Genomic DNA, 14,333 nt, shown 5'->3' with positions numbered 1-14,333 from the left:
AGCTGTCGCATTCAGGGCAAAGCCCGGCATCCTGCTCCTGATAGGGTGCCGAGGCAATGCTTGCGTGCGCCAGCCTGTAAATGTAACGCTGGGTCATTCAGGCCCGCGGCCCTGCCGCTGGCTGCGCATTCAACCGGACCCGCTTCGCGGCGGCCCGGCCCCGGAGAATTTGGACGAAGGACAAGTCACATGATCAAGACCCGCGCCGCCGTTGCGGTTGCCCCCGGCAAACCGCTGGAAATCATGGAAGTGAACCTCGAAGGCCCGAAAGCGGGCGAGGTTCTGGTGGAAATCAAGGCTACCGGCCTATGCCACACCGACGAATTCACCCGTTCGGGCGATGATCCCGAAGGCATTTTCCCGGCGATCCTGGGTCATGAGGGCGCTGGCGTCGTGATTGAGGTTGGCGAAGGCGTCACCAGCCTGAAGCCCGGTGATCATGTCATTCCGCTTTATACGCCCGAGTGCCGCGAGTGCGACTATTGCCTCAACCCGAAAACCAACCTTTGCCAGGCGATCCGCTCAACCCAGGGCGCGGGCCTCTTGCCCGACGGCACCACCCGGTTCTCGATGCAAGACGGCACCCCGATCCACCACTACATGGGCTGCTCGACCTTTGCGAACCACACCGTGGTTCCGGAAATCGCACTGGCGAAAATCCGTGAGGACGCGCCCTTCGACAAGGTCTGCTACATCGGCTGCGGCGTCACCACCGGCATCGGCGCAGTGATCAACACCGCCAAGGTGGAAATCGGCTCGCGCGCCATCGTGTTTGGCCTCGGCGGCATTGGGCTCAACGTGATCCAGGGCCTGCGCCTGGCCGGTGCGGACCAGATCGTCGGTGTTGATTTGAACCCCGGCAAGGTCGAGATGGCCACCAAGTTCGGCATGACGGATTTCGTCAACCCGGCTGAGGTCGAGGGCGACTTGGTGGCGCATCTGGTCGAAGTGACCGGCGGCGGTGCCGATTACACCTTTGACGCAACCGGCAACGTCAACGTCATGCGCACCGCTTTGGAAGCGGCGCATAAGGGCTGGGGTGAATCGATCATCATCGGCGTTGCGCCCGCCGGTGCCGAGATTTCCACCCGCCCGTTCCAGCTGGTCACCGGCCGTTCCTGGCGCGGCACCGCGTTCGGCGGCGCTTCGGGCCGCACCGACGTGCCCAAGATCGTCGACTGGTACATGGACGGCAAGATCGAGATCGACCCGATGATCACCCACAAGCTGACCCTGGATCAGATCAACGAAGGCTTCGAACTGATGCACGAGGGCAAATCCATCCGCGCCGTGGTGGAATTCTAATCCCTTTCCAGATCGCAAACAGCAAAACGCAGGCCCCTGGGCCTGCGTTTTCATTTCTGCGGCCAGGCAGAAAGACTGCCGTTCAAATGCCGGATGCAGCCCTGTGAAGAGCGTCAGTTTTCGCAGGCGGTCTCCACCGCGTCCAAACTAACATCGTACCCCCAAAGGCGGCGCAGGTGCTTCAGCACCTCCTCCTGGTCCTCCTCATCCAAATGGATGCCGTCGCGAACAGTGTGGGTCAGCTTCAATTCCCGGTCACCGCGCAAATCCGCGTCTGTCACCTGAATATCCGGCTCCAGGTAAGCCAGGTCATATTGTTTTGCCAAGTCGCGCCGGATCGCTTTGTATCCTGCACGGTTGTGGATCTGGCTCACGACCAGATTGGGCAAGTCGGCGTCATTGGTCAGCGTGAACAGTTTGAATTTTCGGATCAGATGCGGCGACAGGAACTGCTGGATAAAGCTTTCATCGCGATAATTCGCCCATGCATCGCGCATCACTTTCCGCCAGTCGGGGTCACCGGCAAAATCGGGGAACCACTCGCGGTCCTCATCGGTCGGATCCTGACAGATGCGGCGGATGTCCTGCATCATCGCAAAACCCAGCGCATAAGGATTGAGGCCGGAGAAACGCGGATCGTCAAATTCCGGCTGCAGCACCACGTTGGTGTGGCTGTGCATCATCTCCATATAGGCGCCTTCGGTGATCTGACCCTGCCCATAGAGTTTATTAATGATGTAGTAGTGCACGAAGGTCGCGCAGCCCTCGTTCATCACCTTGGTCTGTTTCTGCGGATAGAGATACTGTGCCAGCATCCGCACGATGCGCAGGAGTTCACACTGCCAGGCCTCCAGCACCGGGCTGTGCTTTTCCAGAAAATAAAGCACATTCTCCTGCGGCAGGTTCATCTGCTTGCGGCGCGCACTGAAATCGGCATCCTCAACCAGTTCCAATTTGTCCCGGCCAAGGGTCGTATCCGTCCAGATATCCAGCACGCTCTGGCCGCTTTCATAGCCTTCGCGCACCTTCTGCATGGCCACCAGTTCCTCGGTGGTCGGCTTGGGCGGGCGCCCGTAGCGGAACACGCCTTGGGACTGCAGCGCGTGGGCCGCATCCAGCACCTCTTCGACTGCGCAAGGGCCATACCGTTCTTCGCAAGCGGCGATGTAATTCTTGGCAAAGGCCAAGTAATCATGAATACCCGCGGCATCAGTCCACTGCTGGAACAAATAGTTGTTCTTGAAGAAATGGTTATGCCCAAAGGCCGCATGGGCCATCACCAGCGTCTGCATCGCCATGGTGTTTTCTTCCATGTTATAACTGATGCAGGGGTTCGAATTGATAACGATTTCGTAGGCCAGACCCTGACGGCCGGTGCGGTACAGCGCCTCGTCGCGGGCGAAATGCTTGCCGAAGGACCAATGCTGATACATCAGCGGCAGGCCGACACAGGAATAGGCATCCAGCATCTGCTCGGCTGAAATAATTTCGATCTGATTGGGATAAACATCCAGCCCAAGGTCGCCCAGCGCGATCTCCTCAATCGCGTCGCGCGCTGTTTCCATCAGTTCAAAGGTCCACTCCGGCCCGTCGAACAGCGGCTTGCGCGCCTTTTCAGCTGCCTGCATTCTGCGCCCCTTTCACCTTGGGGAGGAAGAACTCCCGGAAAATCGGATAGATGTGGCCGGGCTGCGAGACCCGCTGCATTTCGAAATGCTGCGCCTGGCCTTTCACCTCGCGGTAGTTCTGCCACAGGTCTTCGCCCGCTTCAGGATTGTTCAGCAGCATTTCCGCCGCCTCATCAACGATTTCCACATAGGCATAAAACTGGCTGACCGGCAGCAGATCGTTCAGCAGCAGGTTTTTGCAGCGCACCGAGTCATTGCCGAAATTTTCACCGTCGGAGGCCTGGGCCCCATAGATGTTCCATTCATCCGGTGGGTAACGCTCCTCGATGATCTCCTTCATCTTCTCCAGCGCGGTGGACACAATGGTGCCGCCGGTTTCCCGGGCGTAGAAGAACGTCTCCTCATCGACTTCCTGGGCGTGGTGGGTGTGCCGCACGAAAACCAGTTCGGTGTGTTCATAGCAGCGTTCCAGGAACAGGTGCAGCAGCAGGAAGAACCGCTTGGCCAGATCCTTTTCCCGTTCCTGCATGGAGCCTGAGACATCCATCAGGCAGAATACCACCGCCCGGGAATTGCGGATCTTTTCCGGTACAAAGGTATCATACCGCAGATCCAGGGGGTCGATATACCCGACAACCTTACGCTTGCGGAGGATGCCTTCGAGTTTCTTTTGCAATTCGGCCAGAAATGCCTCTTGCGGCGGGCTGCGTTCCTCCAGCGCTTCCAGCTCAGCGATCTGCTCTTCCAAATCCCGCTGCGACTTGGTGGTCGGACGCTGCAATGCGATCCGGCGCCCCAGAGAGTTGCGCATAGTGCGCACCAGATTGAGGTTATTGGGCGTGCCCGCAGTGGTCAGGCCGGCCCGGCGGGTGCCGATGGTTTCGGTCTCCACCGTGGCCTTTTCCACTAAGTCCGGCAGCTCCAGCCCCTCAAACAGGATTTCCAGATACTCTTCCTGCGTGAGTGTGAAGGAAAACTCGTCCGCACCATCCCCGTCCTCGGAAGCCTTGCGGCCGCCCTCGCCCGCTCCGCCGTCCGGGCGCTTGATGGTGTCGCCGACAACAAAATCCTTATTGCCGGGCAGGACATGGCGGCGCAGGCCGCCCTTGGAGGAGTGAAAGAACCGCGGCTCCTTCAGCCCTCTGGTCGGGATTGTGACCTTTTCGCCTTCGTCCTGGACACCGCTTCCGCTTTGGATCGATTTCCCCCGAACCGACTGGTCGACGCGTTCCTTAATATTTTCCCGGGCCCGCCGCAGGAACCGCTGGCGGTTCCCGAGGCTCTTGCCCTTCGGATTGGCGCGCCTGTCGATGAAATGATGCATATGCCACAGCGCTCCTCTTTAGCCCGCCTTGTTAACACGCATGTACCATTCAACCAGACGCCGCACCTGGCGGTCGGTATAGCCATGGCCGCGCATACGCTCGACGAACTCCTGATGTTTGCCTTCGGTCTTGCTGTCTTTCTTGCTGCCGAAACTGATTACCGGAAGCAGCTCCTCGACCTGGCTGAACATGTGTTTTTCAATCACATCGCGCAGCTTTTCATAGGAGTTCCAGGCCGGGTTTCTGCCGGTGTTTGCGCGATGGCGCAGGGCAAATTTCACGACCTCGTTGCGAAAGTCCTTGGGATTGGCGATGCCAACCGGCTTTTCGATCTTTGAAAGCTCCGCATCCAGCACTTCGCGGTTGTAGAGCTGACCGGTGTCGGGATCCTTGTAATCCTGTTCTTCGATCCAGGCATCGGCGTAGGAGATATAGCGGTCAAAGACATTCTGGCCGTATTCGGTATAACTTTCGAGGTACGCCTTCTGGATCTCGTTGCCGATGAACTCTTCATAGCGCGGCGCCAGTTCCGTCTTGATGAACTCAAGATACTTCTGCTCGGTCTCCTGCGGAAACTGCTCGCGCTTGATCATTTGCTCCAGCACATACATCAGGTGCACCGGATCCGCCGCCACTTCATCCGTGTCGAAGTTGAAAGTGGTGGACAGCACCTTGAAGGCGAAGCGGGTTGAGATGCCATTCATCCCCTCGTCCACGCCGGCGCGGTCCTGATATTCCTGAACCGTCTTGGCTTTGGGGTCGGTGTCTTTCAGGCTTTCGCCGTCATAGACCCGCATCTTGGAATAGAGGTTTGAGTTCTCATGCGGCTTGAGGCGGGTCAGCACCGAGAAGCGGCTGAGGATCTTAAGCGTCTCCGGCGCACAGGGCGCATCGCGCAATTCGCTGAACTCGATCAGTTTTTCATAAATCGATGATTCATCCGAGACCCGCAGGCAATATGGCACCTTGACGATCGACACCCGGTCGATGAATGCCTCGTTATTCTTGTTGTTCTTGAAGGACTGCCATTCACTCTCGTTGGAGTGCGCCAGGATCAGGCCGTTGAATGGGATCGCACCAAAGCTTTCGGTGCCCATATAGTTGCCTTCTTGGGTCGCCGTCAGCAGCGGGTGCAGCATCTTGATCGGCGCCTTGAACATCTCGACAAATTCCAAAACACCCTGGCTCGCGCGGTTCAAGCCGCCGGAGAAGCTGTAGGCGTCCGGGTTGTCCTGGCTGAAATGCTCCAGCTGGCGGATATCGACCTTACCAACCAGGGTAGAGATGTCCTGATTGTTCTCATCCCCCGGCTCGACCTTGGCCACACAGATGCGGCGCAGGCGCGACGGATACATGCGCACCACAGAGAACTTGTTGATGTCGCCGTCGAACTCATCCAGCCGCTGCACTGCCCAGGGCGACATCAGCCCCGGCAGACGATGCTGAACAATGCCGTATTCCTCTTCTAGGATCTTGCCCATGCGGACCGGGTCAAACAAGCCCAGCGGGCTTTCGAAGATCGGCGAGATCTGATCACCGGCCTTCAGCACATAAATCGGCTGATCCTCAACCAGGCGCTTGAGCCGTTCCGCCAGCGAGGATTTGCCACCGCCGACCGGCCCCAGCAGGTAAAGGATCTGCTTACGCTCTTCCAGGCCTTGTGCGGCGTGGCGGAAATAGCCGACGATCCGTTCGATGGTGTCTTCCATACCGTAGAAGTCGTGGAAAGCACTGTAGCGCTTGATTGTCCGGTTCTGAAAGATTGGCCCGAGCCGCGCGTCCTTGGACGTGTCTACCAGCTCCTCTTCGCCAATTGCCTTCAGCATCCTCTCGGCGACGTTCGCGTACAGGCTTGGATCGTCGCGGCAGGCGTTCAAATACTCCTGCAGCGGCATCTCTTGCTCGCGGGTTTCGCCGTACTGCTCTGCAAAAAGTTCGGCAATGTCTTTCATCTTGAATCAAGCCTCCTGGTTATCTGGCGCCGTTCCTCCTGGCGTGTTAGTTCGCGCGCAGACAGACTACGCCCAGTACGTGGGCATGGGTGTCCGCGTCAGTGTTGAGTTCTGATTTCTGCTCGGCGCCGTTTCTGGCGTTATACGTCCGGCTGGCCGCTCTTTGCGGCGGCCTGCGCCCGGATACCAGGCTGGCGGCGTCGTGATACTTACTCTCGAGCTTACACCAATTACGAACTTCTTACTATCTGAAAGTGGTGTACTTTTAATTAATTGCCAGAAACTTTTGCAGGAAATTTTCATCACATCGCGGCGATCACTGGTGTTGCAACCGCCTTCTGCGCTGCGGCAAATCCGGGACGTCCCGCCGCGTATCCACTGCCGGCTGCAGGCACATAAGGAGCTTTGCGCTTCTGCTTCTGGCGTCTGGACAGCAGGGTTAGCACTGCGCAACACCAGGCAAGTCGGCCAATTCCTCCGGTGCCGGCTCCTCGCGCGACCATATCACGGCTGCGTGAAAAACCTTAAAAATTCTGCGGCACTCAAGACACGGTTGCCGCCCAAATTGCTTGAAGCCCGGCCCTGAAGCACTGGACAGCACAATAAAAATCATCACAGTATGGCCTCAAAATGGCCGCAAAAGACGGTCGAAGGGCAAACGTACAGGCAACGGAACGACGCAGCACCTGCCAATTTGCGGCGGCGCAGCGCACAGATGAGTGGTATTACAATGAGCACGGTCGCATTTATTACCCGCGATATGGCGGGCACTACACAGCATGGGAACTTTTCCGAAGGCACCCCGGCACGTATTGACGCCGCCCATGCCAAGGATATCTCGCTGAACCTCAGCCCTGCAGATGTCGAAAGCTATTCCCGCCAGGGCAGCAACCTGCACATCAGTCTGGCCAATGGCCAGGAACTGGTGATTGAGAACTATTACTCCTACGGCTCATCCGGCGGGAAGAACCTGTTCCTCAGCCAGGACGGCGAATTCACCGAAGTTGTCCTGGAAGGCAAATCCAGCGGCATGCTCTTTGCCACATATGAGCCGCTTGATCTGACCGGCAAGTGGAGCGCCTACGATGAGATGGTGTTCCTGGACGTTGACCGTATCGAGCCGGTGGTCGCACCACTGGCCGCGCCGTTGTTCGGCGGGCTGGGTGCGGCCGGAGCCGCGGCCGGCGTCGTCGGCGCGGCGGCAATTGTGGGTGGAGGCGGCGGTGACGGCGGAGGCGGCGGGACGAACGGCATTGTCCCGACAGTCGACGATCCTGATGCCACCTACCCTGTATCCGGTTCCACCACCGAACCGGTGATTATCACCGGCACCGGCGCACCGGGGTCGGAAGTGACCGTCACTGTCGGCACGTCCACAGCCACAACATCCGTCGATGATGACGGCAATTGGAGCGTCACCTTCCCCGTCGATGATCTGCCGGAAGACGGAAACTATGATACCTCTGTGCATGTGGTTGACCCGAACGGGACCGAGTTCGACCTGGATGGTCCTGCTGTCGTAATCGACACGGTTGCCACGGTCGGCCTCGACGAGGGCCAGGCAGGCGGCGACGACATGATCAATGCCGCCGAAGCAGCCGATGGGGTGACCCTGACCGGTACTGCCGAGGCGGGCGCCACAGTGGAAGTCACTTTCCAAGGTGTAACCCGGACGGTTACCGCGACCGAAAGCGGGACTTGGAGCGCTGACTTCGCAGCTTCGGAAATCGCCTCCGGGGAATATGACTCGGAGGTCAGCGTCACCGCGACCGATACATTCGGCAATACTGACAGCGTCACCGGCACGATCCGCGTAGATACGACCACGGCCGTAGGCATCGACAATGGCCAGGCGGGCGGTGATGACATTGTCAGCAATGCGGAAGCAACCGCTGGTCTGACATTGACCGGAACCGGCGAGGCCGGCGCAACCGTCAGCGTCACCGTTGAGGGCGTGACCCGCTCCGCAACCGTGGATGCAGACGGCAACTGGGCCGCAGAGTTCGAAGCCGGCTCTCTGCCCGCCGGTGAATATGACACAACTGTCAGCGTCACATCCACCGACGAAGCCGGCAACACGGCAACCGCCACGGCGGACCTCCATGTTGATACCGTGGTCGATCCCCTCACCCTGAACTCCGGCAGCATTGAGGGCGACAATATCGTCAACGAGACCGAACGCAGCGACGGGGTGACCCTGACCGGCACGGTTGAGCCGGGCTCGACGGTTGTTGTGCAACTGGGTGATGCAACGGAAACCGCCACAGTTGATGCGGACGGCAATTGGAGCGCATCCTTTGCAGCCGCTGACATTACCGAGGGCAGCTACGATGCAGCGGTTGTTGTGTCCGCCACAGACCCCGTGGGCAATACGTCGGAAATCACTGACACCCTGGCAATAGACACCGAGGTGGTGCCTTTCACCTCGGACAGCGTGACCGATGATGATGTGGTGAGCCTTGCGGAAAGTGCTGCGGGCCTCTCGATGTCCGGCACAGTCGAACCCGGATCAACGGTGCAAGTCACCATTCAAGGTGTAACCCGGAACGCGCTGGTGGATCCGGACGGCAACTGGACTGCCGAGTTCGAGGCCGGCGACCTGCGCGAAGGCACCTATGAGGCCACAGCCGAAATCACGGCTACGGACCCGGCAGGCAACACGCAGACCCTGACCGAGGGATTCAGCGTCGACACCGAATACGATGCCCCCAACATTGGCGACGTGATCAGCACCGGCACCAGTGTCAGCGGCGTTTTCAGCGACGATTTTGAAGCCGGCGACACAATCCATGAGTTAACCAGCACGGGCAGTGTTTCAGATGTCAGCGGCACCGAAACCGATCTTGGCAACGGCCAGACCCTGTACGATTTCGATGCCGATGTGCCGGATGGCTCGCACCTTGTTGTGAACCGGGTGGATGACGCGGGCAACAGCTCCGGTACTATGGTGGTGCTCGAAGATGGTGCAGGCGCTGCTGTCCTGGATCATTCGGGCCTCTCGCAGTTCAACATCGACGAGCTGAACCTGGTTCATGCCGATGCCGTCGACCTGACCCTGACCGAAGCCGATATCAATGCGCTGTCGGGCAATTCCGACAAGCTCACCGTGCATGGGGAAGCTGACGACACGCTCACCATTACCGGGGCCACCGCTGCGGGCACCGAGACTGTCGATGGCGAGACTTACAATGTCTACACAATCGGCGATGACGGCACCACGCTGTCCGTGGATGAAGACGTTAACGTCGTGATCTGATCTATCGGCCCGGCGGTCATTTCCGCCGGGCCCAATACATCAAAAGCCTAAAACAAAGGGCATATGGCAGGATGCAACCGGGACGCTTTTTTTGCGCCATCGCAGTGATGTGCAGCCTGTCGGCCTGCGCCCAGACGCTGCCGTCCGGCGGCGGAGAAAGCGCGGAAACCGCGCCGCGCAGCAATTTCACGCAATCCGGCGAGGCCTCCTCCGAGGTGATCCGGGAACTGATGGAGCGCCGTTCCTTGCTGGCGCAGGACAGCGCCTATGGGCAAGTGGCCGAGGCCGCAATTTCCGCCTCCTCCCGTGCCGCCGAGGCAGAGCTGATCAGCGCCAAGCTGCGCGCCGAAGCCGCCTCCAAGAATTGGCTGCCAACCCTTGGCCCATCCGTCAGCCTGACCGATCTGGGGGATTTGGTGGCTGGCCTTCTGATTGAGCAGGTGCTGTTTGACAATGGCCGCCGCAAGGCCGAGCGCGCCTTTGCCGCCGCCGATGTCGAGGTGGCCGCCGTCAGCCTGTCCCAGGACATGAACAGCCGCGTCGAAACCGCTGTCGGGCTGTATGCAGCTGCTTTACGCGGCGATGAAAAGGCCGCCTATGGCAACCGTGCCCTGCGCCGGATGCAGGAATTCCGCCGCATTGTGCAGGGCCGTGTCGACGGCGGCGTGTCGGACCGCGCCGACCTCAACGTGGTGGACAGCAAGATCAGCGGCATCCGCACTGCCACGGCCACCGCCCATGACGCCGCTGCAACCGCGCGCGCGGAACTGCAGGCGATGACCGGCCAGTCCTTTGCGCAAAAGCCTTCGCATCTGGGAATTGCCACACCGCCGGAGCAGGTGCAGTTCCTGGCCGTGCTGAAGGCAAGCGCCGAAGCGGACCGCACCATCGCCCAGGCCAAGTCCGGGCGCGCCGGGCTGCTGCCCCAGATTGCGGCCTCAGGCAATGTGACCTCCGACGGATCGGGCGCTGGGCTGACCCTGGGCGTTGGCCAGCCGCTGGGATTGGGCACACCCGCCGCCATTCAAGCGTTGGAAGCCTCCAAGGAGGCCGCCACCCGTCAGATTGGCGAGACCGAGGAGATTGCCCGCCGCACCTATAGCCGCCAGGTCCAGCAAATTGCGTCCTACCGGCGCCAGGAAGGTGAGACCGCCGCGCTGGTGCGCCGCAGCCGCGAGACTTACGGCCTGTTCCAAAAGCAATTCGAAGCGGGCCAGCGCCCGGTGATGGAGGTGATCCAGGTTTATGAAGAGCTGGTGCGCCGTGAACAGGCCTATATCGACGCAAAATACGAGGTGGTGCTGATCCAGCTGCAGCTGGCACGCGACCTGGGGCTGCTGGCCGATGGGGACAAGATTTGACCGACACAACGCAAAAGCCGCCCCGCCCCCTGCCCGCCTCCGGCAAAAAGCCGGTGCTGCGGGCAGTGCCTGCCTCCGGGACCGGAACACCGCAGGCAATGCAGCCAGCCAACACGCCCGCCGCCGCGCCGGATGCCAATCCGCTGCCAAAAGCCCCGCCGCAGGACACCCAGCCAGAAGTCGGCTCGCTGCTGGAGGGCGCAGCAACCCGCATTCAGCACCGCTCCAGCCTGATTGCCACCCTGGCCGCTCTGAAGGGCAGCGAAGTGCCGGTCAGCGACGTCGCCGCCTTCCTGTGGAGCGAAACACCCGGCGACCTGTCGCTGCATTCACTGGCCAAGGCGCTGCACACCACCGGGTTGCAGCCGAAGATCCTGGAAAAGCAAACCTTGAACCCGGCCCTCTGGCCCGCGCTTGCGGTCATGTCCGGCGGCCAATGCGTGCTGGTGCTGAGCCAGGCCGAAGAAACACTGACCATCTACGACACCTCTTGCGCAGACAACCGCACAGAAGTGCCGCTGGCAGACTTCAGTCCCTATTTCACTGGCACCGTTCTGTCGGCCCGCCCCTCGCTCAAGCAGATGGCGGCAAAACACACGCCGCAGATCGATCCCGGCCACTGGTTCTGGAGTGAGTTTCCGAAATACCGCCGCCAGGTCGGCGAGATCATGCTGGGCTCGCTGGTCGCCAATATACTGGCGGTTTCGGTCGCACTGTTCTCGCTTCAGGTCTACGACCGGGTGGTGCCGCACCAATCGCAAGCCACCCTATGGGTACTGGCGGTCGGTGCCTTTCTGGCAATTGCGCTGGAGGCAATGCTGAAACTGGCCCGTGCCCGGCTGACCGATGCCGCCGGCCGCCAGATCGAGCTGTCGGTGCAGCACAATCTGATGCGCCGCCTGATCGGCATGCGCTCGGACAAGAAACCGCTGCCGCCGTCCGGCCTGTTCGCAGCAATGCGCGATTTCGGATCGGTGCGGGAGTTTTTTACATCCTCCACCATCTCGACCCTGGCAGATATTCCCTTTATCGCCGTCTTCCTGCTGCTGGTGGCCTCGATTGCCGGGCCGGTGGTCTGGGTGATTGTCGCCGGCGGCATTCTGATGCTGCTGCCTGCCTATTTCATGCAGAAGAAGATGATCGCCCTGACCCGCCAGACCCAAGGCGCCAACGCCAAGGCCGGGCGGCTGCTGCATGAGGTTGTCACCGAACTCGACACCGTAAAAACCCAGCGCGGTGAGGAACGGGTGCTGCGCCTGTGGGATGAGCTGAACACCCTGTCCTCGCATTCCGCGACCGAGCAGCGCAAACTGTCCAGCGCCCTCACCTACTGGTCGCAAGGGGTCCAGCAGGCGACCTATATCACCGCTGTGGTTCTGGGCACGCTCTTGGTGTTTGCAGGCGAATTCACCGTCGGCACCATCATCGCCACCGGCATCCTGACCAGCCGCACCCTGGCGCCGCTCACGCAATTTGCCGGCACTTTGGCGCGCTGGAGCAACGTCAAGGCAGCCTTGGAAGGGTTGGACGCCATTGCCCAGGCGCCGCAGGAGAAAGAGAAAGAACGCACCTACCTGCGCCGTCAGAAAATCGAGGGCCGGTTCGACCTGCGCGAGATCCTGTTCCGCTATGAGGACGACGCCGCACCGACGCTGGATGTGCAGGCCGTGGCAGTCACCCCCGGTCAGCGGGTTGCAGTGCTGGGCGTCAATGGCTCGGGAAAATCCACGCTGCTTAAGCTGTTGTCGGGGCTTTATGCGCCCGATCACGGCCGGATTCTGCTGGATGGCACCGATATGGCGCAGATCGACCCGCGCGACCTGCGGGCGAACATCGGATATCTCAGCCAGGACGTGCGCCTGTTTGCCGGCACCCTGCGCGACAACCTGAACCTTAACCAGCTGGAGCGCGATGACGACCGGCTGATGGAAGCGCTGGAATTTGCCGGCCTCGGGGCGCATGTGCGCAGCCATCACAAGGGTCTGGATCTGGAAATCAGCGATGGCGGCCATGGCCTTTCCATCGGCCAGCGCCAGTCCATCGGCTGGGCACGGCTGTGGTTGCAGGATCCTTCGGTGGTGCTGCTGGACGAGCCCACCGCGGCACTGGACCAAACACTGGAGCGCACCCTGGTAAGCCGTCTGGAGAGCTGGCTGGAAGGCCGCACCGCAGTGGTCGCGACCCACCGGATGCCGATCCTGTCGCTGACCAACCGCACCCTGATCCTGCAATCGGGCCGGATGGTTGTGGACGGGCCGCGGGATCAGGTCCTGGCCCATCTGGCCGCCGGGGAAGGCAAATGACCATGTCCCTGCACGACCCCTACGGCAACGCAGAGACTCCGCGCAGCGCCAGCCGCATCATCTATTTGGTGCTTGCCGCCCTTCTGACCTTCCTGATCTGGGCCGCGTTTGCCTCGATTGACGAAATTGTCCGCGGCGAGGGCCAGGTGGTGTCCTCTTCCCGCTCGCAAATCGTTCAGAACCTCGAAGGTGGCATCCTGGCCGAGCTGCAGGTGCGCCAAGGCGACATCGTCACCGCAGGCCAGGTGCTGGCCAAGCTGCAGGATACCAAATTCCGCGCCGCTGCCGATGAGCTGCAAAACCAGATCGACGCGCTGGAAATCAAACGCTACCGGCTGGAGGCGCAAATGAAAGGCGCCTTTGAATTCACGGTGCCGGAGATGCTGGCGCAGCGCTCCCCCCGCATCCTGTCCTCTGAACGCGGGCTGCTGACTGCCCGCCAGACTGATTTCACCAGCCGCCGTGACAGCGCCAAACAGATCCTGGACCAGCAAAATGCTGAGCTGGCCAATATGGAGCGGCTCTACAAGCAGAAGATCGTGGCCTTGATCGAAGTGAACAAGGCCCGCAAACTGTCCACCGATGCCCGTGCCAAATACAACGAGATCGGCACCCAGGCAGAATTGGAACAGGCCGAGGAGTACTCCCGGACTTTGCGCGAGCTCACCACCCTGCGCCAGGAGCAGCGTTTGGCGGTGGATCAGCTGAACCGCACCATCATCACCTCGCCGATGGCCGGTATCGTCAACAGCCTGTCCGTCACCACGATCGGCGGCGTGATCCGTCCCGGCGAAGAGATACTTGAGATCATCCCGCTGGGCGAAGAGCTGTTTGTAGAAGCCCGCATCAAGCCTGAGAACATCGCCAGTGTCCAACCCGGTCAGGACGCCACGATCAAGCTTTCGGCCTACGATTACACCATCTACGGCTCCCTGCGCGGCAAGGTGGATTTCGTCTCAGCCGACACTTTCGAGGACGAGCGCAACCCGCGCGCCGAGCCTTATTACCGGGTGACGGTGCGGGTCGACAAATCCGGTTTTACCGAACGCCAGCAAACCATAGAAATCCGCCCGGGGATGCGGGCAACCGCAGAACTGCAGACCGGCGCCAAAACTGTGCTGCAATATCTCCTGAAACCGCTTTACAAGTCCCGCGAAGCCCTGCGCGAGCCTTGATGCCAAGGAAAACACCTGCACCCGGTTT

Annotated in this window: 8 protein-coding genes; 5 read left to right on the top strand and 3 right to left on the bottom strand. The window is 60.5% G+C overall.

Translation table 11 applies throughout. The features are described from left to right. Positions 1-192: 192 nt before the first annotated feature. Positions 193-1,305, top strand: a complete 1,113-nt coding sequence (locus AQUI_RS0112785) for an S-(hydroxymethyl)glutathione dehydrogenase/class III alcohol dehydrogenase (RefSeq protein WP_027257862.1) — start codon at positions 193-195, stop codon at positions 1,303-1,305. 113 nt (positions 1,306-1,418) lie between these two features. On the opposite strand, the gene AQUI_RS0112780 is transcribed toward AQUI_RS0112785, so the two are convergent. Genes AQUI_RS0112780 through AQUI_RS0112770 form a run of 3 tightly spaced genes read right to left on the bottom strand, consistent with a single transcriptional unit; the run spans position 1,419 to position 6,210 of the window. Further along, positions 1,419-2,933 (bottom strand): SpoVR family protein, encoded by a 1,515-nt coding sequence (locus AQUI_RS0112780; RefSeq protein WP_027257861.1) that lies wholly within the window; start codon positions 2,931-2,933, stop codon positions 1,419-1,421. Next, a complete protein-coding gene (locus AQUI_RS0112775) occupies positions 2,920-4,257 on the bottom strand; it encodes a YeaH/YhbH family protein (protein ID WP_027257860.1) in 1,338 nt (445 codons plus the stop codon). Before AQUI_RS0112775 ends, AQUI_RS0112780 begins: the two co-directional genes overlap by 14 nt. An 18-nt stretch (positions 4,258-4,275) precedes the next feature. Beyond that, positions 4,276-6,210, bottom strand: a complete 1,935-nt coding sequence (locus AQUI_RS0112770) for a PrkA family serine protein kinase (protein WP_027257859.1) — start codon at positions 6,208-6,210, stop codon at positions 4,276-4,278. A gap of 730 nt (positions 6,211-6,940) precedes the next feature. On the opposite strand from AQUI_RS0112770, the gene AQUI_RS0112765 reads away from it, so the two are divergent. From AQUI_RS0112765 to AQUI_RS0112750, 4 genes are all read left to right on the top strand, one after another. Beyond that, complete coding sequence (locus AQUI_RS0112765; protein WP_027257858.1) at positions 6,941-9,466, top strand: Ig-like domain-containing protein; 2,526 nt, start codon at positions 6,941-6,943, stop codon at positions 9,464-9,466. Positions 9,467-9,537: 71 nt separating this feature from the next. After that, a complete protein-coding gene (locus AQUI_RS0112760) occupies positions 9,538-10,827 on the top strand; it encodes a TolC family protein (RefSeq protein ID WP_027257857.1) in 1,290 nt (429 codons plus the stop codon). Further along, positions 10,824-13,130: a type I secretion system permease/ATPase gene (locus AQUI_RS0112755; protein WP_027257856.1), complete on the top strand. Its 2,307-nt coding sequence runs from the start codon at positions 10,824-10,826 to the stop codon at positions 13,128-13,130. Before AQUI_RS0112760 ends, AQUI_RS0112755 begins: the two co-directional genes overlap by 4 nt. Beyond that, positions 13,127-14,305 (top strand): HlyD family type I secretion periplasmic adaptor subunit, encoded by a 1,179-nt coding sequence (locus tag AQUI_RS0112750; protein ID WP_027257855.1) that lies wholly within the window; start codon positions 13,127-13,129, stop codon positions 14,303-14,305. Before AQUI_RS0112755 ends, AQUI_RS0112750 begins: the two co-directional genes overlap by 4 nt. The last annotated feature ends 28 nt before the right edge of the window (positions 14,306-14,333 follow it).

Source organism: Leisingera aquimarina DSM 24565 (assembly GCF_000473165.1).
Taxonomy (GTDB): Bacteria; Pseudomonadota; Alphaproteobacteria; order Rhodobacterales; family Rhodobacteraceae; genus Leisingera; species Leisingera aquimarina.
This window is presented reverse-complemented; position numbering and strand designations above follow the sequence as displayed.

Bases quoted from the DNA above. Each gene is read 5' to 3' on its own strand.
- AQUI_RS0112780 (WP_027257861.1), bottom strand. From the start codon at position 2,933: ATGCAGGCAGCTGAAAAGGCGCGCAAGCCGCTGTTCGACGGGCCGGAG.
- AQUI_RS0112775 (WP_027257860.1), bottom strand. From the start codon at position 4,257: ATGCATCATTTCATCGACAGGCGCGCCAATCCGAAGGGCAAGAGCCTC.
- AQUI_RS0112770 (WP_027257859.1), bottom strand. From the start codon at position 6,210: ATGAAAGACATTGCCGAACTTTTTGCAGAGCAGTACGGCGAAACCCGC.
- AQUI_RS0112765 (WP_027257858.1), top strand. From the start codon at position 6,941: ATGAGCACGGTCGCATTTATTACCCGCGATATGGCGGGCACTACACAG.
- AQUI_RS0112760 (WP_027257857.1), top strand. From the start codon at position 9,538: ATGCAACCGGGACGCTTTTTTTGCGCCATCGCAGTGATGTGCAGCCTG.
- AQUI_RS0112750 (WP_027257855.1), top strand. From the start codon at position 13,127: ATGACCATGTCCCTGCACGACCCCTACGGCAACGCAGAGACTCCGCGC.